The organism is Pseudomonas sp. Yb2C2, assembly GCF_052112325.1.
Classification (GTDB): domain Bacteria; phylum Pseudomonadota; class Gammaproteobacteria; order Pseudomonadales; family Pseudomonadaceae; genus Aquipseudomonas; species Aquipseudomonas marginalis.
The window spans coordinates 100,464-122,445 of sequence record NZ_JAVAJK010000013.1; the positions used below are offsets into that span (position 1 = coordinate 100,464).

The 21,982-nt window shown below is 61.6% G+C and carries 17 protein-coding genes and 1 pseudogene; 8 read left to right on the plus strand and 10 right to left on the minus strand.

What is annotated here, in order from left to right; all coding sequences use genetic code 11:
* Positions 1-39: 39 nt before the first annotated feature.
* Entirely contained in the window at positions 40-1,722 is a 1,683-nt protein-coding gene (locus tag Q8X51_RS19015) for an AMP-binding protein (RefSeq protein WP_407694691.1), read from the minus strand.
* A 264-nt stretch (positions 1,723-1,986) separates the two neighbouring features.
* Between Q8X51_RS19015 and Q8X51_RS19020 the strand changes: the two genes are divergently transcribed.
* The gene (locus Q8X51_RS19020; RefSeq protein WP_065924414.1) at positions 1,987-2,763 is read left to right on the plus strand and encodes an ABC transporter substrate-binding protein; all 777 of its coding nucleotides are present in this window, start codon (positions 1,987-1,989) and stop codon (positions 2,761-2,763) included.
* 123 nt (positions 2,764-2,886) lie between these two features.
* Here the strand turns inward: Q8X51_RS19020 and Q8X51_RS19025 are convergent, their stop codons facing one another.
* The 4 genes from Q8X51_RS19025 to Q8X51_RS19040 all read right to left on the minus strand — a co-directional run bounded on the left by Q8X51_RS19025 (position 2,887) and on the right by Q8X51_RS19040 (position 6,586).
* Positions 2,887-3,513 (minus strand): helix-turn-helix transcriptional regulator, encoded by a 627-nt coding sequence (locus Q8X51_RS19025; protein WP_407694692.1) that lies wholly within the window; start codon positions 3,511-3,513, stop codon positions 2,887-2,889.
* Positions 3,513-4,646, minus strand: a complete 1,134-nt coding sequence (locus Q8X51_RS19030) for an NAD(P)/FAD-dependent oxidoreductase (RefSeq protein ID WP_065924412.1) — start codon at positions 4,644-4,646, stop codon at positions 3,513-3,515. The genes Q8X51_RS19025 and Q8X51_RS19030 overlap by 1 nt, the downstream gene beginning before the upstream one ends.
* Positions 4,643-5,578 (minus strand): ornithine cyclodeaminase family protein, encoded by a 936-nt coding sequence (locus Q8X51_RS19035; protein ID WP_065924411.1) that lies wholly within the window; start codon positions 5,576-5,578, stop codon positions 4,643-4,645. The genes Q8X51_RS19030 and Q8X51_RS19035 overlap by 4 nt, the downstream gene beginning before the upstream one ends.
* Positions 5,579-5,647: 69 nt before the next feature.
* Entirely contained in the window at positions 5,648-6,586 is a 939-nt protein-coding gene (locus Q8X51_RS19040; RefSeq protein WP_065924410.1) for a LysR family transcriptional regulator, read from the minus strand.
* Between the two features lie 108 nt (positions 6,587-6,694).
* On the opposite strand from Q8X51_RS19040, the gene Q8X51_RS19045 reads away from it, so the two are divergent.
* From Q8X51_RS19045 to Q8X51_RS19070, 6 genes and pseudogenes are all read left to right on the plus strand, one after another.
* Entirely contained in the window at positions 6,695-8,194 is a 1,500-nt protein-coding gene (locus Q8X51_RS19045) for a CoA-acylating methylmalonate-semialdehyde dehydrogenase (protein WP_027603551.1), read from the plus strand.
* A gap of 706 nt (positions 8,195-8,900) precedes the next feature.
* Positions 8,901-9,839, plus strand: coding sequence for a pectate lyase family protein (locus Q8X51_RS19050; protein WP_315871559.1), 939 nt, complete (start codon positions 8,901-8,903; stop codon positions 9,837-9,839).
* 251 nt (positions 9,840-10,090) lie between these two features.
* A complete protein-coding gene (locus tag Q8X51_RS19055; RefSeq protein ID WP_407694693.1) occupies positions 10,091-11,341 on the plus strand; it encodes a glycoside hydrolase family 68 protein in 1,251 nt (416 codons plus the stop codon).
* 919 nt (positions 11,342-12,260) lie between these two features.
* Positions 12,261-12,680: pseudogene (locus Q8X51_RS19060) on the plus strand (HAMP domain-containing protein); the annotation flags it as partial.
* Positions 12,681-12,782: 102 nt separating this feature from the next.
* Positions 12,783-13,538 (plus strand): methyl-accepting chemotaxis protein, encoded by a 756-nt coding sequence (locus tag Q8X51_RS19065; protein ID WP_370671265.1) that lies wholly within the window; start codon positions 12,783-12,785, stop codon positions 13,536-13,538.
* A gap of 17 nt (positions 13,539-13,555) precedes the next feature.
* A complete protein-coding gene (locus Q8X51_RS19070; protein ID WP_065947963.1) occupies positions 13,556-14,476 on the plus strand; it encodes a substrate-binding domain-containing protein in 921 nt (306 codons plus the stop codon).
* A 43-nt stretch (positions 14,477-14,519) separates the two neighbouring features.
* Here the strand turns inward: Q8X51_RS19070 and Q8X51_RS19075 are convergent, their stop codons facing one another.
* Positions 14,520-15,968 (minus strand): MFS transporter, encoded by a 1,449-nt coding sequence (locus Q8X51_RS19075; protein WP_065926255.1) that lies wholly within the window; start codon positions 15,966-15,968, stop codon positions 14,520-14,522.
* Between the two features lie 88 nt (positions 15,969-16,056).
* Between Q8X51_RS19075 and soxR the strand changes: the two genes are divergently transcribed.
* Positions 16,057-16,509 carry a redox-sensitive transcriptional activator SoxR gene (soxR, locus tag Q8X51_RS19080; protein WP_065926256.1) on the plus strand — a complete coding sequence of 151 codons (453 nt, stop codon included), beginning with the start codon at positions 16,057-16,059 and terminating at the stop codon, positions 16,507-16,509.
* Between the two features lie 5 nt (positions 16,510-16,514).
* On the opposite strand, the gene Q8X51_RS19085 is transcribed toward soxR, so the two are convergent.
* The 4 genes from Q8X51_RS19085 to xylA form a co-directional block, all read right to left on the minus strand.
* Complete coding sequence (locus tag Q8X51_RS19085) at positions 16,515-17,651, minus strand: sugar ABC transporter permease (RefSeq protein ID WP_027603558.1); 1,137 nt, start codon at positions 17,649-17,651, stop codon at positions 16,515-16,517.
* Positions 17,652-19,196: a D-xylose ABC transporter ATP-binding protein gene (gene xylG, locus Q8X51_RS19090; RefSeq protein WP_315871563.1), complete on the minus strand. Its 1,545-nt coding sequence runs from the start codon at positions 19,194-19,196 to the stop codon at positions 17,652-17,654.
* Positions 19,197-19,324: 128 nt separating this feature from the next.
* A complete protein-coding gene (gene xylF, locus Q8X51_RS19095) occupies positions 19,325-20,323 on the minus strand; it encodes a D-xylose ABC transporter substrate-binding protein (protein ID WP_053139566.1) in 999 nt (332 codons plus the stop codon).
* Positions 20,324-20,635: 312 nt separating this feature from the next.
* On the minus strand, positions 20,636-21,952 hold the full coding sequence (gene xylA / locus Q8X51_RS19100; protein ID WP_407694694.1) for a xylose isomerase: 1,317 nt from the start codon (positions 21,950-21,952) through the stop codon (positions 20,636-20,638).
* Positions 21,953-21,982 lie beyond the last annotated feature (30 nt).

Genomic DNA, 21,982 nt, shown 5'->3' on the forward strand with positions numbered 1-21,982 from the left:
GCTTCGTTTTGCCCGGTGACTTGCGTCACCGGGCTTTTTTTAGCTGAAATCTTCTTCGAAGTGCTCCTGTTCACCCCGTGTGTCGCTCTGGCGCCGCACCACCTCCATCTGCCGCAACTCCACCCGGCGGATTTTGCCGGAAATGGTCTTGGGCAACTCGCTGACAAACTCGATCCGCCGCACCCGCTTGTAGGACGCCAGATGCTCGCGGGCGAAGGCGAGGATGTGCGCGGCCAGTTCGGCGCTGCCCGGGGCGTCATGGGCCAGGATCAGGAACGCCTTGGGCACCGCCAGGCGCAACGGATCGGGGCTGGGCACCACGGCCACTTCCATCACCGCCGGGTGTTCGATCAGCGCGCTTTCCAGCTCGAAGGGGCTGATGCGGTAGTCGGAGGCCTTGAACACGTCGTCGGCGCGCCCGACAAAGGTGATGTAGCCGTCGGCGTCGATCTGCGCGGTGTCGCCGGTGCGGTAGTAGCCGTCGCGCATCACCTCGGCGGTTTTCTCCGGGCTGTCTTCGTAGCCGAGCATCAGGCCCAGTGGGCGCACCTCAAGGGGCAGGGCAACTTCACCCTCGGTGCCCGGCACGCCGTCGGCGTCCAGCAGGGCCACCTGGTAGCCCGGCAACGGGCGGCCCATGGAGCCTGGCTTGAGCACCTGGCCCGGCGTATTGCCCACCAACGCGGTGGTTTCCGACTGGCCGAAGCCGTCGCGCAGCGGCAGGCCCCAGGCCTGTTGGATCTGCTCGATGATCTCCGGGTTCAGCGGTTCACCGGCGCCCACCAGTTCGCGCAGGTTCAGGCGCGATTTGTAGCTGGCCAGGTCTTCCTGGATCAGCATGCGCCACACCGTGGGCGGGGCACACAGGCTGGTCACCCGGTATTTCTCCAGCGCGCCGAGCAACGCCTGGGCACTGAACCGCGCGACGTTATGGATAAAGATGCAGGCGCCGGCATTCCACGGTGCGAACAGGCAGCTCCAGGCATGCTTGGCCCAGCCCGGCGAGGAGATGTTCAGGTGCAGGTCGCCGGGTTGCAGGCCGATCCAGTACAGGGTCGACAGATGGCCGACCGGATAGCTCTGGTGGCTGTGCAGCACCATCTTCGGTTTTGAGGTGGTGCCAGAGGTGAAATACAGCAGCATCGGGTCCGTGGCCAAGGTACGGCCCTCGGCCTCGAACCGCTCGGGGTATTCAAAGGCGGCGCTGTGCGCGACCCAGCCAGTCGGCGCCGCTCCCACGCATACGCGGCTGCAACCTTCGCCCAGGCCCTCGAACTTGCCGACATGCGCCGCGCCGACCACCAGGTGGCGGACCTGGCCCCGCTCGATGCGGTCGTGCAGGTCAACCGGGTTGAGCAGGGCGGTGGCGGGGATCACCACCGCGCCGAGCTTGAAGGCCGCCAGCATGGTTTCCCACAGCGCCACATCGTTGCCGAGCATCAGCAGCACGCGCTCGCCACGCCGCACACCGAGGGCGCGCAGGTGGTTAGCGACCTGGTTGGAGCGCGCGGCCAGTTGCTGGAAGCTGTAGCGCTGCTCGCTGCCGTCCTCTTCGACGATCCACAGCGCGTCGGCGGCATTGCCCTCGGCCATGGCATCGAAGTAGTCCAGGGCCCAGTTGAAGGCGTCCAGTTGCGGCCAACGAAAGTCACGGGCGGCGGTGGCGTAGTCGGTACGGTGCGCGAGCAGAAAATCCCGGGCAGCCAGGAAGGACTGGGTCATGGTCGGTGTCCTTAATTATTGTTGTGGGGACTGGCCCTTCGGGTGCACCGAGAGGCTGGACCGAGTATAGGCACGCATAAATAAGAGCAAAACGCTCAAAAACACCGGAGCGTTGTGCAAAAAAGTCATGGGTGATAAGGGCTGGCGAGTGGTGATTGACGGGTTATACGTAAAAGTCCAGTATGGAATTATAAGTACAAAAGATCCCGCTCCAGCTTTTTCTTCACGCTTGCCAAAACCAATAACAACTCGCGAGACACGACCATGAAGAAACTCCCCCTCATCACCGCCCTGGCCTTGGGCCTGATCGCCTCCAGCCACCTGCTGGCCGCCGAGAAAACCCTGCGTATCGGCATCGAAGCGGCTTACCCACCGTTTGCGTCCAAGACCGAAGAGGGCAAGATCGTCGGCTTCGACTACGACATCGGCAATGCGCTGTGTGCGCAGATGAAGGTCAAGTGTGTGTGGGTCGAAGGTGAATTCGACGGCCTGATTCCTTCCCTCAAAGTGAAGAAAATCGACATGGCCTTGTCGTCCATGACCATCAATGACGATCGCAAGAAGTCGGTGGATTTCTCCCACAAGTACTACTTCACCTCCTCGCGCCTGGTGATGAGGGACGGTGCCGTGGTGGATGACCAGTACGCCAGCCTCAAGGGCAAGACCGTGGGTGTGCAGCGCGCCACCACCACCGACCGTTACGCCACCGAGGTGTTCGAACCCAAGGGCATCAACGTCAAGCGCTACAGCAATAACGAAGAGATCTACATGGACCTGGCGGCAGGCCGGCTGGATGCAATTTTTGCCGACACCATTCCCTTGAATGACTTTTTGCAGATGCCTCGGGGCAAGGGCTACGGGTTTGTCGGCCCGGAACTCAAGGACCCGAAATACGTGGGCGAGGGCGCCGGGATCGCGGTGCGCAAGGGCAATACCGCGCTGGTCAGCGAACTGAACAGCGCCATCGACGGCATTCGTGCCAGTGGGGAATACCAGAAGATTTCACAGCAGTACTTCAAGGCCGACATCTACGGCGATTGAGCATCATACGCGGGCAAAATGTGGTGGGAGAGGGCAAGCCCTAATGCCAGTCAGTTAAGCGTACATCGCCTCCTACAAAAAGCCTTAACTGACTGGCATTGAGGCAAGCCCTCCCACATTTGATCAGCCCCTGAGCTCCTTCAAATGCTTGTAGACCGTAGCCCGCCCCATGCCCAGCACATTGGCCACATAGTTCGAGGCGCTCTTGCCCTTGAACGCGCCTTCGGCATGCAGCGCCAGTACCAGCTCACGCTTGTGGTCACGGGTGAGCAGGTTCAGGCTCAGCTGGCGCTCGCGCATCCAGGCATGCAGGAACGTGTTGATACGCTCCTGCCAGTCATCGCGAAACAGCGAGTCCGGTTGCGGGATCAGCTTGCTCGGCGACAGGAACAGGTCCAGCGCCGCCTTGGCGTTTTCGAACAGTGAGATATTCAGGTTGATGCACAGCACTGCCAGCCGGCGCCCTGTGTGGTCATGCAACACGGTGCTCAGGCTGCGGATTTTCTGGCCATCCCAATTGAGCTTTTCGTAGGGGCCGATATTCACGTCGCTGACGTCGGCGCTGAGCATGTCCTCCAGCGCCGAGTCGTCGCCAATGCCCCTTTTGGACAGGTTATTGGCGATGTAATCGACTTTTTGCGTGCGCAGGTCATGCAGCACCACTTCAGCGTGGGGGAAGAACAGCGTGGCGATTGCATCGGCAATCGCACGGAAATTCTGCATGACTTTTTTGTGTTCGGCGCTGTTCATCAATGGGGCTCCAGGCGGGCGAGGGAGAGCATACCAGCGTCGAGGCCGAACCGTGTCAGTGGTTCCGGCAACGCTTCACCGCGCACCAGCGCTGCACTGGCCTGGCCCATGGCGGGCGATGTCTGGATCCCATAACCGCCTTGCGCCGCCACCCAGAACAGGCCGGGTACCTGTGGGTCGAAGCCGCTGAGCAAATCACCATCGTGCACAAAACTGCGCAGGCCGGCCCAGGTGCGCGTCGGGCGGCGGATAGTCAGGGTGGTGGCTTCTTCTATCTGATAGATGCCCATGGCGATGTCCAGCTCTTCGGGCTGTACATCCTGGGGCTCCACCGGGTCGGCATTGGCCGGCGAGCCGAGGAACATGCCGGCGTCGGGTTTCATGTAGAAGGCTTCGTCGAGGGCCACCAGCATCGGCCAGGCGTGGCTGTCCACGCCTTCGGGGCCGGCGAAGATAAATGCCGAGCGCCGCTTGGGTTGCAGGCCGATGGACGCGGCGCCCGCCAGCCCGCCGATATGATCGGCCCAGGCGCCAGCGGCGTTGATAATGATCGGCGCGGTGTAGGTCCCGTCCTGGGTGTTTACGTGCCAGAGGCCCGCGCTGTCACGGCTCAAGCCCAGTACATGGCTGTCGGTACGCACTTCGCCCTGATTGCGTCGGATACCGCGCAAATAGCCCTGGTGCAGGGCGTCGGTGTCGATGTCGCTGGCGGTCGGGTCATACAGCGCGCCATGGACTTTTTCCCGGCGCAGGATCGGCAGGCGCGCGCAGGCTTCATCCGCCGTGAGCCGTTCGACCTGGGGCACCGTGGCCTTGGCGCTCAGGTACTGGGCCTGCAATTCGGCGGCGTCGCCGTTGAAGTCCACGGTCATTTCGCCGCGTGGCGTCAGCAGCGGGTGCTCGCAGAAACCCGGCGGCGGGTTATCGAAAAACGCGCGGCTGGCCTGGGTCAACGCGCGCACCTGCGGGGTGCCATAGGCCGCCGTGTAGAGCGCCGCCGAGCGTCCGGTGGAGTGATAGGCTGGGTGGGATTCACGCTCCAGCACCAGCACCTTGCCATGGGGCGACAACCAGAAACCCGTGGACGCGCCGGCAATGCCGCCGCCGATGATGATGAAGTCGGCATGGCTCATAACAGTCTCCAGAGGGCATTGGCCAGGGCGATGTCTTCCAGGCCCAGGCCGATGGAACGGAAAAATACGTGGCGGTCATAGGCCGGGCGCTGTACCTGTTCACTGAGCAGTTCGGGCAGGTCGCCGACGATCGCGTTTTTGTCCCAGCCGTGCTGTTCAGCGGCGATCAGCATCTCGCCGGCCGAGCCGGGGGTGGTCTGGCGATAGTCGCAGAACACCTGCATGGCGTTGAGGCTCTGGGGCGGCACTTCATGGGCACGCGGGGCGTTGGTGCTGATCGAGGTGATCAGCGCCGGCTTGCTCAAGCGCGACGGGTCGATCACCGGGCCGGCCGATGAGGTGCACAGCAGGATCACATCGGCGTCGGCCACCGCCGCATCGCAGCTGTTGGCGATGCTCAAACGTGGATCCAGGCGTTTGATGGCGTCGGTATTGGCAGTGGCCAGGCGTGGCGAAAACAGGCTGATGCCCTGCCAGTCCCGCAGATTCTTCACGTAATGCAAATGTGCCAGCGCGACCTTGCCGCTGCCGATGATCGCCAGGCGCCGTGCCACCTGCGGGGCCAGCGCCTCCACCGCCAGCGCAGTGGTCGCGGCGGTGCGCGCGGTGGTCAACTCGGCGGCATCGCACAGCAACAGGGGCTCGCCGGTTTGCATCGACATCAACAGCGTCCAGGCCGTTACCAGCGGCCCTTGCTCGCGCACGATATACGGCGAGGTCTTGACCCCGTACACCCCCTCTTCAGCCAGCACGCCCAGGTAATTGATGAAGTCGCCGGCGTCGTGGGGGAACGCCACTAATTGCTGCGCCGGTTGCACCGCGTGCCCGGCGGCCAGGGCGCGAAACAGCGTGTGCAGGATCTGCGGTACATCGACTTGGGCGAGCAGTTCACGGGCCTGGGCCTGGTTGATTACATGGGGCGCGCTGGACATGGATATCTCCGATATCTGAACTTATTTGTCCATTATGGACTTTTAGTTCCGTTGGGCAAGCTAAAAACCTCAGCCCTCGAAGCGGAATCCCGTCGATAACTTTTCCTTCAAATACCCCACCAACGCACTCACCGACTTCGGCACATGGGGCGAATACGGCCGAATCAGGTAGATCTCATCGGCAAACGCGCCCTTGAGTGTCCAGCCCTTGAGCACCTGTACCAGCTTGCCGCTGGCCAGCGCAGCGTGGGCGCTGAAGTCCGGGAGCAGGGCGATGCCCAGGTGGTTGAGCGCCGAATCACGCAGGGCTTCGCTGTTGTTGGTGGCGAAGCTGCCGGCGATGGGCACGGTGAGGCGTTCGACCTTTTTGCTGCCGCGCTCGAAGGTCCATGCGGGCTGGTCGGTGCCGCGCGGGTAGAACAGGCAGTTGTGCGCCGACAGGTCGCCGGGTTCGCGGGGTTCGCCGTGGCGTTGCAGGTAATCGCGGCTGGCGACCAGCACCGAACCGGTGTCGCACAGCTTCCAGGCCACATGGGTTTCCGGCACCTGGAAGCCGTGGCGCACAGCGAGGTCGTAGCCTTCGGCCGCCAGGGAGCTCAGGGCATCCGAGACATCCAGCTGGATACGCACCTGCGGGTACTGCTGCAGGAACTCCGCCAAGTGCGGCACCAGCTGTTGCCGGGCAAATGCCACGGGGGCGGTCAAGCGCACCAGGCCACGAATCTCCCCGGCGGAATCGCGCACCGACGAGAAGCTGCGCGCGATTTGCTCATAGGCACCGCGCACTTCACGGGTCAGCGACAACCCGGCATCGGTCAACCGCACACTGCGCGTGGTACGGGTCACCAGCCGTGTGCCGGTGGCTTTCTCGAGGTCGGAAATGCGCTGGCTGACCGCGGATTTACTCACCCCCAGGCGCGCAGCGGCGGCGGTGTAGGTGCCGTGTTCCTCCAGCACTGAGAGCCAGTGAATGTGGGTCCACAGCCCTTCGATCTCGGATTTTTCCATGGGCTTATTGTTCGCTTATAAGGACAATCAGTTCTTGATTCTGCTCTGGTTTGGAACAAACCGAAAGCCTATCGTGTGTCCCAACGCAACCCACCTGGATCGACTGCCATGACTACAACCATCGAGCACTACATCAACGACCAGCGCGTCAGCCGCGATGATCGCTATCAGGACGTCTACAACCCGGCCACCGGCGAAATCACCGGCCGCGTTGCCCTGGCCAGCAGCCAGACCGTGTCCGAAGCCGTCGCCGCTGCACAGGCCGCTTTTGCCGGTTGGGCCGACACCCCGCCTATCCGTCGCGCCCGCGTGCTGTTCGAATACCTGCACCTGCTGCGTGAGCGCAAGGACGACCTGGCGCGCATCATCGTCGCCGAACACGGCAAGGTCTTCACCGATGCCCAGGGCGAAGTCGACCGTGGCATCGACATTCTCGAATTCGCCTGCGGCATCCCCAACCTGCTCAAGGGCGAGCATTCCGACCAGGTCTCCCGTGGCATGGACAACTGGACGATGCGCCAACCCCTGGGCGTCGTGGCCGGTGTCACGCCGTTCAACTTCCCGGTGATGGTGCCGATGTGGATGTACCCGATCGCCATTGCGGCGGGCAACACCTTCATCCTCAAGCCAAGCCCGACCGACCCAAGTGCTTCGCTGTTCATGGCTGAACTGCTGCGTGAAGCCGGCCTGCCCAAAGGCGTATTCAACGTGGTGCAGGGCGACAAGGAATCGGTGGACGCGCTGATCGCGCACCCGGACGTCAAGGCCGTGAGCTTCGTCGGCTCCACGCCGATTGCGCAGTACATCTACGAAACCGGTGCGCGCAACGGCAAGCGTGTGCAAGGCCTGGGCGGTGCGAAGAACCACATGGTGGTGATGCCGGACGCGGATATCGAAAAAACCGTCGATGCCTTGATGGGCGCCGCCTACGGCAGTGCCGGCGAACGCTGCATGGCCATTTCCGTAGCGGTGCTGGTCGGCGATGTCGGTGACAAGGTCATCGCCGCCCTGACCGAACGCGCCAGGCATCTGCGCATCACCGACGGCCGCGACCTCAAGGCCGAGATGGGCCCGATTGTGTCCCGCGCCGCACTGGAGCGCATCAGCGGCTACATCGAACAAGGCGTGCAGGCCGGCGCGCAACTGCTGCTCGACGGACGTGACTATGTACCCACCGAGGCTGGCCTGGAAAACGGCTTCTGGCTCGGCGCGACCCTATTCGACCACGTGACCCAGGAGATGAGCATCTACCGCGAAGAAATTTTCGGCCCGGTACTGGCCTGCGTGCGCGTGAATGACTTCGCCGAGGCGGTGAAGCTGGTCAACGACCACGAATTCGGCAACGGCGTCAGCTGCTTTACCCGCGACGGCAACATTGCCCGCGAGTTTGCCCGGCGTATCGAAGTGGGCATGGTCGGCATCAACGTGCCGATCCCGGTGCCGATGGCCTGGCACGGGTTTGGTGGCTGGAAGAAGAGCCTGTTCGGCGACATGCATGCCTACGGCACTGAGGGTGTGCGCTTCTACACCAAGCAGAAATCGATCATGCAGCGCTGGTCGGAGAGCATCGAGCAGGGTGCGGAGTTTGCGATGCCGGTGTCCAAATAACGGCCAAAAGAACACAGCGGAACCCTGTGGGAGGGGGCTTGCCAGTCAGTTAAGGAAAAACACTGTAACTGTGGTGAGCGGGCTTGCTGTGGTGAGCGGGCTTGTCCCGCGCTGGGCTGCGAAGCAGCCCCAATCAGGCTCCCTGTGTTCTGTCAGGTAAACCGCAGTGCCTGGTTTTGGGTCTGCTTCGCAGCCCAGCGCGGGGCAAGCCCGCTCACCACAATAAGCTTGCGCAGGCTCACCCGATAACCCATTCGAGATTGCACCTCCACGCGCCCACGTGATCTGGGGACTACTCCTAACCTGTGGTGAGCGGGCTTGCCCCGCGCTGGGCTGCGAAGCAGCCCCAATCAGGCTCCCTGTGTTCTGTCAGGAAAACCGCAGCGCCTGGTTTTGGGTCTGCTTCGCAGCCCAGCGCGGGACAAGCCCGCTCACCACAGCAAGCCCGCTCGCCACTGGTTACTGTTTGCCCGTTCTATCTCTCAACTGATCAGCATTAGGGCAAGCCCCCTCCCACTTTTGGTTGTTTTTCACTTGAGGGTTGACGGCCAGGCGAATGACGAATACTGTACATAAACACAGTGTTTAAGCGCTGATCAACCAGGATGGCAACATCAGCCACGCCAAACACTGTGTGCAAGTTAATGGATTAACTTAATGCACAGGCTCGTTATACCGAGCCGTTTGATTGATAGAGAGGGAACTCATGTCCTATCCAGAAAGCAAACTCACCGGCTTGACCGGTTTCGCCCTCGCGGCAAAAGTCACTGGCGGCTGGTCCGGTCCTGTGGTCAGTATCACCACCCTGGATCAACTCAAGGCCAATATTGGCGACACCACCCCACGGGTATTGGTGATCAACAGTAATATCTCGGCGTCGAGCCTGACCAAAGTCAACTTGGGCGCCAACAAGACCCTGATCGGTTCGTTCCAGAACCGCACGTTGGAGAATATTCACCTGCGTGCAACCGCGCAGTCGCAGAACATTATTCTGCAGAATATTATCTTCAAGCATTCGGCGAGCATTAAGGCCAATGACGATATTCAGGTCTACCTGAACTACGGCAGCAAGTACTGGATTGACCATTGCTCGTTTGTCGGTCACAGCTGGTCCACCACTGACGGCAGTGAAGATAAACTGCTGTATATCGGTGAAAAAGCCGATTATGCCACCATCAGCAACTGCTTCTTTGGCAGCCACAAGTACGGGCTGATCTTCGGTCACCCGGCGGATGATAATAAGGTAGAGTTCAACGGTTATCCGCGCCTGACGTTGTGCCATAACCGCTTCGACAATATGGAAGTGCGCGCACCCGGCTTGATGCGCTATGGTTATTTCCATGTGTATAACAACTACATCAATAACTTCCACCTCGGTTTTACCTTGGCGCAGAACGCCAATATCCTGTCTGAAAGTAACTATTTTGGCGAGGGCAGCCAAAACAAAGGCATGTTGGATGACAAAGGCACCGGGACGTTCACGGATACAAACAGTGTGCCGCCGATCACCAACCAGAAGTCGCCCAAAGCACAATGGACGGCCAGTTCCAACTACGCCTATACCTTGAAGACGGCGGCGCAAGCCAAGGACTTCACACAGAAGAATGCCGGTGCCCAGGCTGCGGCGCTGGTATTCGGTAGTTGAGTAGCTAGCTTTCTACTGAGCTGTCATTTATTGCAAGTGCCACTGTATTTATATCAAGGATATAAATACAGTGATGGCCTTTGTCATATAAATAATTCTTCATGTTGCGATAAGCAAGTGCCCATGTTAAACCTTGGTGCGCACTTGCAGAGCCAACTATCTCTTGCTCTTTCAGTCAGTATTAAGTTGCTGGCTGTTCGGTGCTATTTAATCTTCGCTTGTCACTTAAGCGTCAGCAAAAGGACATCATCATGAAACATGCGAATTACGCACCCACTCGCTGGACACGGGCCGATGCGCTGAAAGTTAATGAAAATGACCCGACGACGACACAGCCGTTAGTGAGTCCTGACTTTCCTGTCATGAGTGACACGGTCTTTATCTGGGACACCATGCCCTTGCGTGAACTGGATGGCACGGTGGTATCGGTGAATGGCTGGTCAGTAATCTTCACCCTGACCGCCGACCGTCGCCCCCATGATCCACAATTCATCAATGCCGATGGCCGTTACGACATCAAGCGCGATTGGGAAGACCGTCATGGTCATGCGCGGATCTGCTACTGGTATTCGCGCACCGGCAAGGACTGGATCTTCGGCGGCCGTGTCATGGCCGAAGGGGTTTCGCCGACCACCCGTGAATGGGCGGGCACGCCGATCCTGTTGAATAACAACGGTGACATCGACCTGTACTACACCTGCGTCACGCCGGGTGCCACGATTGCCAAAGTCCGGGGCCAGGTCATTACGTCGGACACCGGTGTCACCCTCCAGGGCTTTGATCAGGTCAAGTCGTTGTTCGACGCCGACGGCACCTATTATCAAACCGAAGCGCAGAATGCGACCTGGAACTTTCGCGATCCCAGCCCCTTTATCGATCCCGTCGATGGCAAGTTGTACATGGTGTTCGAAGGCAATGTCGCCGGCGAGCGCGGCACTCACGAAGTGGGCCCGAACGAGCTGGGCCTGGTGCCGCCGGGGCACGAGGACGTGGGCGGTGCCCGCTACCAGGTGGGCTGCATCGGCATCGCCGTGGCCAAGGACCTCAACGGTGACGAGTGGGAAATCCTGCCGCCACTGGTCACGGCCGTTGGCGTGAACGACCAAACCGAACGGCCGCACTATGTGTTCCAGGACAACAAGTACTACCTGTTCACCATCAGCCACAAGTTCACCTATGCCGATGGCGTGACGGGGCCGGATGGCGTCTATGGGTTTGTCAGCGATCATCTGTTCGGGCCCTATACGCCGATGAACGCGTCCGGGCTGGTCCTCGGCAATCCGCCGTCGCAGCCGTTCCAGACGTATTCCCACTGCGTGATGCCCAACGGCCTGGTGACGTCGTTTATCGACAGCGTGCCCACCACCGGCGATGACTATCGCATCGGCGGCACCGAGGCGCCGACGGTCAGGATCGTGTTGAAGGGCGCTCGCTCGTTTGTGCAGGAGGCTTATGACTATGGCTATATTCCGGCGATGCGGGATGTGGTGTTGAGCCAGTGACCGCAGTGCAAAACCCAGCCTGATTTCATCAGGTAGGTGGGAGGGGGCTTGCCCCCTCCCACTTTTTTTGACCGCATTTCAGCCTGCCTTCAAGGCTCAAGTCCTCGCCCACCTGGCCGATACAGGCACTAGCAGCACGAGTGATCCCGAGCTCGTAGGTGCACGCCTGGTCGTCGCTCAGGTCAACGAATAAAAATCAAAAGGGGTGGCCATGACCATATTGCAGCGTGTGATCGGCGGGTTTGCGGTGTTGGTGCTGTTACTGCTAGTCATGGCGGGGATCAGTTATCAGAACACCCAGTCCATCAGCAGTCGCTTGAACATTATCACCGGCGAGTCGGCACCCTTGAGCCGGGCCGCCAGTGAGCTATACGTGCACATCCTGCGCGCCAACCAGGCGTTGCTGGCCCTTCAGATCAGCACCGACCCCAAGCAGATCGAGGACGGCAAGCGACCGTTCACCGAGAGCATCGCCCAGTTCAATCAATTGCTCGACAGCACCGTTGCCTATACGGGCGAGCATGAGGCGCTGCGCGCGAACCTGGCGCAGCAGCGCCAACAGGTCGCGGCCTACGCCGAGCAGGCGCAGGCGTTGATGACCTCCCACGTGCAACACGTGCAGCAATTGGCGCTGACGCGGCAACTGCAAGGCTACAGCAGTGCACAGGCGATACAGCTGACCAGCTATCTGCGCGATTACATTGCCCATGCACGCAGTGTCGGCGAACCGCAACAGGTGGCCGCAGCGGAAAAGCTGCTGTTGGAGGTCAACAAATCCTACGATGGCTTCGCGGCTCATACCGTCACGCCGGCCATTGATAAATTACAGCGTGTGCTCAATCTCCAGGACGAAGTGATCAGCACCCGGGCCCAGGCCCTGGCGGCGATTGACCCCAGGGTCGGGCGGATTGCCGGCGTCATGGTCAATCGCCTGCTGAGTGACCTGACCGCCCCTGACGGCCTGTTCCAGGCTTATCAGGTGGAGGCAAAACTGGCCGCGCAGGTGCAGCAGCAACGCAGTGCGGTTGACGCGGCGCTGAAAGCCACCCTGGACAGGATTGGCGAGTTCGGCAGCCAGTCCCTGGAGGTCGCCAACCAGGCCAGCCAGTCGGCCAATGCGACCATCGGCACCAGCCGCAGCTTGCTGTTGATCGCGTGTGTGCTGGCGGTGCTGGCGGCGGTGGCGATTGGTACCTGGGTCGCCTTCAGCCTGCGGCGTCCGCTGGCGGCGTTTCGCGAAGTCCTCAAGACGCTTACTGCGGGAGACATGCGGGTCAGTTTCGATGTCAGCCGTAAAGACGAGTTCGGTGAGTTGGGCGGTTACCTGAACGAACTGACCACGGCCCTGCGCAAAACCTTCCGTGAATTGATCGGCTCTGCCGATGCGCTGGCCGTTACCGCGGGCAGCAACGCCCTGAACAGCGAGCAGACCACCCGGGTGGTGGATGAACAGAAGGACCGCTTGCAATCGGCGGCTTCGGCCATGACGCAGATGGAAAGCACGGTCGAAGAGGTGGCCCGGCGTGCGCAGGACACCCGCCAGGCCGTGGACGACACGAGTGAACTTACGCACAAGGTGCAGGCGCGTGTGGCCGAGACCATCGTCAACATCCGCCAGCAGGCCGACCAGGTGAACAAGGCCACGCAGGTGACCGATGAGTTGCAGAAGTACGGACAGAATATCGAGGGCATTGTTGTCGCCATTCGCACCATTGCGGAACAGACCAACCTGCTCGCCCTGAATGCGGCGATCGAAGCGGCCCGTGCCGGCGAGCAGGGACGCGGTTTTGCGGTGGTGGCCGATGAAGTGCGCTCCCTGGCCAGCCGTACCCAGACCTCGACCAGCGAAATCCAGGACATGATCGGGCTCATGCAGGAAAAGATTCACTCGGTGGTGCACGTGATGAACGAAAGCCAGGCGCAGTCCACCCAGTGCGTGTCCCTGGCCTCGGGCGCGGGTGACTTGCTGCTGTCGATGAGCGACTCGGTCGACAGTATCCGCGACATGAATATCCAGATCGCCGCCGCCACCGAGGAGCAGAGCGCCACGGTGCAGGAAACCAGTCGGATGGTCATCCAGATCAACGATTCGGCCCAGCAGACGGCAGACGGCGCCGAGCAGTCCGCCATCAGCAGCCACGAGCTGTCGGACATGGCCAAGGTGCAGCGCGAGCTGCTCCATCATTTCAGCGTTTGAGCCGCGGGAGTCAGAACATGAAAGCATGGTTAATCCTCGCCTTGGGGGCGACGCTGTTCATTCCGGGCCCAGCCCAGGCCGCCACGCCCTTGCTGGGTGTAGGCATGGCAAAGTACGACGATAACTTCCAGACCCTGCTGCGCAACGGGGTGCAGCAACAGGCCAGCGTCATGAACGCAGACATCTTTATGGAGAACGGGCAGGACAGCGTCGATTTGCAGATGCGCCAATTCCGCAACCTGGTCAATTCCAAGGTGGATGCGATCATCGTCGCGATGGTCGACGGCAAAAGTGCGGCGCAGATGATGCAGCTGGCCTCGGATGCAAAGATCCCGCTGGTGTTCGTCAACCGCAACCCGAACCCGCAAAAGTGGCCGGCGCAGACCGCGTTTGTCGGCTCCAACGAGCTGGAGTCGGGTACTTTGCAGATGGAAGAGCTGGCGCGCCGCGCCGGTTACAAGGGCAACGTGGTGATTCTGGTGGGCGACCCCGCCAACGCGTCCTCCTTGATGCGCACCGAGGACGTGGAAAAAGTCGTCGCCAAATACCCCGATATGAAAGTCGTACAGAAAAAAGTCGGTAACTGGGAGCGTAGCCAGGCCGCCACGATTGTCATTGACTGGGTCAAGCAGGGCGTCGATTTTTCGATCATCGCGGCCAATAACGATGAAATGGCGATCGGCGCGATCATGGGGCTGGAAAAGGCCGGCAAGCAGGCCAAGGACTACTGGGTCGGCGGCATCGACGGCACACCGGACGGCTTGAAATTGATGGCTGAGGGCAAGATGGCGGTCAGCGTGTTCCAGGATGCCGCCGGCCAGGCCGGCGGCGCAGTGGACACCGCACTGCGCCTGGTACGCGGCGAGGTGCTGGAGTCGGCGGTGGTCTGGGTGCCGTTCAAGTTGATTACGCCTGAGAATCGCCAGGCGTTTGAATAGCACTGAGCACCTCGATCCAACCTTGGAATGCAGTCAAATGTGCTCAGGCAGGGGTATTGGTGAGCTTGGCATGGTACTGACCGATCATGCGAACCACCCGCCTGGCAATCAGAACACCCACCACAGGCGCGAGTGCAAACACCCCAAACAGCCACACCGCAGCGCTTGCGGTGCCTTCGACACCGCCGGGTTCAGTGAGGCCGGCGACGTTCGCGACCATGCCCGCCAGTGCCGCGCCAAACGCGGTAGCGAACAGCTGCACGGTGGTAATCGACGCGCTGGCAAGGTCCTGCTCACCGGCCGGCGCCACCTGGAACACCCGGGTCAGCAAGTGCGGCCAAGCCAGCCCCACGCCCAACCCAATCAGGATAAGCGCCAGGCAGATCGGTGTGAGCGTCTGCCCGCTGCCGTTGCTTTCGACGGGCATCAAGATGGCCAGCGCCACCATGCCCACCACGCCCAGGATCGGCCCGGCCAGGATCGCCCGTCGAATGTTGCTGCCCGTCACACCCGCGCTGGCGATTGACCCCAGCGTCCAGCCAGCCGCCATCAATGCCGCCAGATAACCGGCCACCAGCGGCGACTGGTGGTGCAGGACTTGAAGAAACAGCGGCACGAAGATTTCGCCACTGGTCACGGCCACCGCCAGCAATGACATCGTCGCGTACAGCGCGCCGAGCGCAGTGGTGATCCGAAACGCTCCGGCGGGCAACAGTCGATGGCGGGCGCGGCTTTCCGTGACGATCAGCAGCGCGGTAAACACCGCCGCCACGGCCAGCCCCAGCAGGTTCAGGGGCAGGGTGGACGAGACACTGCCGGCCGACACCGCCAGTACCGCCGCCGTCAGCAGCACCAGTTGGGCGAGTGGCAACGGGGTCGGCGCAGCGCTCTCGGTGCTGCGCCTGGGCAGGACCGCCGCCGCCAGCACCGCGAATAACCCGGCCACCGGAATCAACGACCAGAACGCCGCGCGCCATATGCCCAGCTCGGCAAACACTCCGCCCACCGCTGGCCCGACCAGCGTCGCCACGCCCCACATCCCCGACACCAACGCCATCGCGCGCGGCCACAGGCTTTCATCGAACACCAACCGAATCATCGCGTAGGACAGCGCGAACAAGAACCCACCACCCAGTCCCTGCACCAACCGCCCCACGAGCATCACCGGCATGGACGGCGCAAACGCACAGGCCAAGGCCCCGCCGGCGAACACCAGGCTGGCGACCAGGTACGCCGCACGCGGCCCGAGGCTGCCAAGCAGGCGCGCCGACAATGCCGAGCCGAGGATCGAGGCGGCGACAAATAACGTGGTGTTCCATGCGTAGTAGTCGATGCCGCCGATGTCCTGGACCACTGACGGCAGAATCGTGGTGGCGATGTACACGTTGATCGCATGCAGCACCACGCCGCCTGCCAGTGCGAGCGAACGTACGCCGTTGGCACCGGACAACAGCGCGGCCCAGTTGGAGGGGGAGGGTTGAGGTGTGTCCATGCAGGCTCCGATTCAAAGGACTGAAGGCTTGCCAAGGCAAGCCGACACCCTTTATAAAACCTCATGTTTAGATGAGGTCAAGAGCTGGATGGAAGCGAAAATCGATGTGCGCATCCCCCTCGGCGTGGGCGAATTGGCCCGCCGCAGCGGCGTGACCGTGGCCACGGTGCATTTCTACGAAGCCAAGGGGTTGATTCACGCACAACGCAGCGCGGGCAATCAGCGTCGTTATCAGCGTGATGTACTGCGCCGAATTGCGGTGATCAAGGTCGCGCAGCGCGCGGGCATTCCGTTGGCGACTATCAAGGACGCGTTGGACGAACTGCCTTCAGGACGGCCATTGACGGCCAAGGATTGGACCCAACTCTCCACACGCTGGCGCGACCTGTTGAGTGAGCGTATCAACAGCCTCACTCAACTGCGCGACCAACTCGATGGCTGTATCGGCTGTGGATGCCTGTCCCTGGATGATTGCCCGTTGCGCAATCCGGGGGATCAGTTGGGGCGGCTGGGGGATGGGGCCGTGTTGCTCGGGAAGTGAGGCAGTCAGCGCCGACCCGTGCGCGTACTCACATCCACCCACACCGCCAACACCAGGATGCTGCCCTTCACAATCATCTGCCAGTAACTGTCCACGTCCAGCATCGACATGCCGTTATCCAGGCTGGTAATCACCAATGCCCCGAGCAAAGCGCCATACACCGTGCCCGAGCCGCCGCGCATCGACGTACCACCAATAAAGCACGCAGCGATGGCATCCAACTCGCCCATATTGCCCGCTGACGGTGAGCCCGCCGCGAGACGCGCAGTATTGACCAGGCCGGCGAGGGCGCACATCACGCCCATGATGCCGAAGATCCACAGTTTCACCGCCTGCACGTTGATGCCTGACAGGCGCGTGGCTTCCATGTTGCTGCCCACCGCGTAGACGCGGCGGCCGAACACGGTCTGGCTGGTGACGTAGCTGAACACGCCGAGCAGCACCAGCAACAGCAGCACCGGTACGGGGATGCCGTCGTAGCTGTTGAGGGTGGTGACAAACCCGGCGAGCACCGCGCCGATCACCCCCACGCGCAGCACATCGCGCATCAGGGCGTGCGGTGCCAAGCCATGCAGCGCGCGGTTGCGCCGTTGTCTCCAGGTCAAAAACAGAGTCAGGGCAAACAGCAAGACCCCAAGGCCAACCCCCACCGAATGCGGCAAATACCCCTGGCCTACATACACCAGCGACGGCGACACCGGCGCGATGGTGGTGCCGCCGGTGATCCCCAGCAGGATCCCGCGAAACGCCAGCATGCCGCCGAGGCCAACGATAAACGACGGAATGCGCAGGTAAGCGGTCATGTAGCCGTTGGCCAAACCGATCATCAAGCCGCACAACGCCACCAGGCTGAGGTTGGCCAGCAGCGGAATGTGATAGACCACATCCAGGATCGCTGCGAGCCCGCCCAACAGTCCCAGCAACGAACCCACCGACAAATCGATCTCACCGCTGATGATCACCAGCACCATGCCGCACGCCAGGATGCCGGTGATCGACATCTGCCGCAGCAGGTTGGACAGGTTGCGCGGGGTGAGGAAACCGCCCTCGGTCTGCCAGCTGAAAAACAGCCAGATAAACGCCACGGCGATCACCAGTGCGAGCATTTTGTAGCGAGTGAACAGCTGTTTGACCTGATTCATCTACGCGGTTTTCCGATTGTTATTGTTTTGGCTGAGCGCGGCGGCGAGCACCTGTTCCTGGGTGAGCCCCTCGTTGATGAAGTCGCCACGCAACTGGCCGTCACCGATGACCAGCACGCGGTTGGACACGCCGAGCACTTCGGCCAATTCCGAGGAAACCATGATAATCGACACGCCTTCTGCCGCCAGCGCGCCCATCAGTTTGTAGATCTCATACTTGGCGCCCACATCCACCCCGCGTGTGGGCTCGTCGAGGATCAGCACCTTGGGCTTGGTCATCAGCATTTTCGCCAGCACAGCCTTTTGCTGATTGCCACCGGACAGGCTGGTGATCGGCAGGAACGGGCTGGCGGTCTTGAGGTGCATGCGTGCGATCTGCTGGTCGATGCTGCCCAGTTCGGCCTCGGCATCGATGCGGGTCAGGTGGGCATAGGTGTCGAGCACCGCCAACGTGATGTTCTGGCCCACGCCCAGGTCAGGGATGATGCCCTGGCGCTTGCGGTCCTCGGGCACCATGCACAGCCCGGCGCGGATCGATTTGAGCGGCGTACGCGTGTCGATCACCTGGCCGTCGAGCCACACCTCGGCGCTGTAGCGGCCGGGGTAGGCGCCGAACAACGCCGACACCAGCTCCGTACGCCCGGCGCCCACCAGCCCGGCTATGCCGAGGATTTCGCCGCGCTTGAGCACAAAGGAAATATCGTCGACGCGCTTGCGCTGGGGGTTGTCGACGTCATAGCAGGTGACGTTGCGCGCTTCGAAAATCACCTCGCCGATGGCATGGGGCTCGGTGGGGTAGAGGTTGCTCATTTCCCGCCCGACCATCTGCGTGATGATCTGCGGGATGTCCATGTCGGCCATGGCCGTGGTCGCGATGTGCTTGCCATCGCGGATCACCGCGATGGTGTCGCACACGGCCGCCACTTCATCGAGCTTATGGGAGATGTACACGCAGGCCACGCCCTTGGCCTTGAGGCCGCGGATGATGTCGAGCAGTACCTCGATTTCCGAGCGGGTCAGGGCCGAGGAAGGCTCGTCGAGGATCAGCAGGCGCGCCTGTTTGTTCAGGGCCTTGGCGATTTCCACCAGTTGCTGGTAGCCGCCGCCGTACTGTGACACCGGCAGCGCGACGTTCATGTCCGGCACCTTGAGCTCGCGCATCAACGCTTCGGCGCGGTGCAGCATCGCCGGGTAGTTCATGCGCCCGCCGGGCAGGGTCAGCTCGTGGCCCATGAAGATGTTCTCGGCCACCGACAGGTCGGGCACCAGGGTCAGTTCCTGGTGAATGATGACGATACCGGCGGCCTCGGTTTCGCTGATGGACTGGGCCCTGAGCGGTTGCCCGTCCCAGAGGATTTCCCCCTCCCAGGTGCCATGGGGGTAGACCGCCGACAGCACCTTCATCAGGGTGGATTTACCGGCACCGTTCTCGCCGCACAGGCCGACACATTCCCCCGGCCGCACCTTGATGTCGATGCCGTTCAGCGCGTGGACACCGCCAAAGGTTTTGACGATGCCGTTCATTTGCAGCAGGTAGTCGGACATACCATGGCTCACACACAGGACTGACGACATGACTGTAGGAGCGAGCTTGCTCGCGAAAAACGCCAAGTCACCGCGTTTATTCAGGCTTTCCGCGTTTTCGTTCGCGATCTTCGCTGGCAAGCCAGCGCCTACAGGCCGATCTGCTCTTTGGTATAGAACCCGTCCTTTTCCAACAGGTCGATATTGGCCTTGGTCAGCGGGGTCGGGGTGAGCAGGATGGTGTCGACTTTCTTGCTGCCATTGTCGTACTGCGAGCTGTAGGTGGGCTTCTCGTTACGCGCCAGTTGCACCGAGAGCTTGGCGGCTTCGGTGGCGATCAGCTTGAGCGGCTTGTACACGGTCATGGTCTGGGTACCGTCGATCACGCGCTTGACGGCTGCGAGGTCGGCGTCCTGGCCGGAGATCGGCACCTTGCCCGCCAGTTTCTGGGCGGCCAGGGCCTGGATCGCACCGCCTGCGGTGGCGTCGTTGGAGGCGACGATGGCGTCGATTTTGTTGCTGTTGCGGGTCAGGGCGTTTTCGACGATGCTCAGGGCTTCGGTGGGGTTCCATTCCTTGACCCACTGCTGGCCGACAATCTTGATGTCGCCCTTGTCGATGGCCGGTTGCAGCACCTTCATCTGGCCTTCGCGCAGCACCTTGGCGTTGTTGTCGGTGGGCGCGCCGCCGAGCAGGAAGTAATTGCCCTTGGGCGCCGCTTGCAGCACGCCGCTGGCCTGCATCTCGCCGACTTTTTCGTTATCGAAGGAAATGTACGCATCGATGTCCGCGTTGAGAATCAGGCGGTCGTATGACACCACCTTGATCCCGGCTTTCTTGGCTTCGGCGACCGCGTTGGTCAGCACGGTGGCGTTGAACGGCACGATCACGATCACATCGACGCCCCGGGAGATCAGGTTTTCGATCTGCGAAATCTGCTTCTGCTCGTTGGCATCGGCGGATTGCACAAAGACCTTGGCATCGAGTTTTTCCGCCGCGGCGACGAAGTAGTCACGATCCCGGGACCAGCGTTCCAGACGCAGGTCGTCGATGGAAAAACCGATTTTCGGGTGGGCGGAGTCGGCCATCACCGGCAGGGCGAGCAGGGCCAGGGCGGTGGCGAGCAGGGTACGTTTGAATGACTTCATGGTGGTGCGTCCTTTTATTGTTGTTGGAAAGACACTGGGTGAAGACTCTAGGCGAACACTGTAGGTGTGGCTAACCGGCGTGTTGTGGCAAGCCGGGCTTTTGTGGTGAACAGGACTTTTGTGGTGAATGGGTTTGGTGTGGTGAGCGGGCTTGCCCCGCGCTGGGGCGCGAAGCGGCCCCATTGCAGGCGATGTGTTTTTAGCTGACACACCGAGGTGCCTGGGTTTGGGGCTGCTTCGCAGCCCAACGCGGGGCAAGCCCGCTCACCACAATAACCCCCCCTCACCACAACAAGCCCGCTCGCCACACTGTCACCGATAAATAAACCGGTTGACTACCCCCTCCAGCATCTCCTGGCGACCACTCACGGCCTGCGGGTTCAGTTCGTGGGCAAACGCATGTTCGGCCAGCGACTCCAGGCTGAACTCACCGGCCAGCACGGCCTGGCCCAGCGGCTGCTGCCAGCCGGCATAGCGCTGGTCCTTGAACTGCTGCAACTGGTCGTTCTGCACCATGGCCGCCGCACGTTCCAGCGCCAGGGCGAGTACATCCATGGCGGCGACATGGCCGTGGAACAGGTCGACCTCGTCCAGGCTCTGGCGGCGGACCTTGGAGTCGAAATTGTAGCCGCCATTCTTGAAGCCACCGGCCTTGAGGATTTCATAGGTGGCGAGGGTCATCTCCTCGACGCTGTTGGGGAATTGGTCGGTGTCCCAGCCGTTCTGCGGGTCGCCACGGTTGGCGTCGATGCTGCCGAAGATGCCCAGGGACACGGCCGTGGCAATCTCATGGTGGAAGCTGTGCCCGGCCAGGGTGGCGTGGTTGGCCTCGATGTTCACCTTGATCTCGTGTTCCAGGCCGTACTCATGCAAAAAGCCGAACACCGTGGCGCTGTCGTAGTCGTACTGGTGCTTGGTCGGCTCCTGGGGCTTGGGCTCGATCAGCAGGTCGCCCTTGAAGCCGATCTTGTGCTTGTGCTCCACCACCATGCGCATAAAGCGCCCGAGCTGTTCGCGCTCGCGCTTGAGGTCGGTGTTGAGCAGGGTTTCATAACCTTCACGGCCGCCCCACAGCACATAGTTGGCGCCCTTGAGCCGCAGCGTGGCGTTCATCGCGCTGAACACCTGGGCAGCGGCGTAGGCAAACACCTCCGGGTCCGGGTTACTGGCGGCACCGGCGGCAAAACGCGGGTTGCTGAAGCAGTTGGCGGTGCCCCACAGCAACTTGATGCCGGTCTGTTCCTGATGGCGCTCCAGGTGGTCGACCATCTGCGCAAAGTGGTTGCGGTACTCCTTGAGCGAACTGCCTTCGGGCGCCACATCGGTGTCGTGAAAACTGTAGTAGTCGATGCCCAGCTTGGAGAAAAACTCGAAGGCCGCCTCAGCCTTGCCGATGGCCACGTCCATGGGCTCGCCACTGCGCTGCCACGGCCGCTTGAAGGTACCCATGCCGAACATATCGGCGCCAGGCCACACGAAGGTGTGCCAATAACACGCGGCCATGCGCAGGTGCTCGCGCATCGGTTTGCCGAGGACCAGTTTGTTGGCGTCGTAATGGCGAAAGGCGAGGGGGGCATCGCTGCTGGGGCCTTCGAAGCGAACCTTCTCGACACCGGGGAAGTACAGCATGGCGTTTTCCTTATTGTTCTTGGCGGTGTC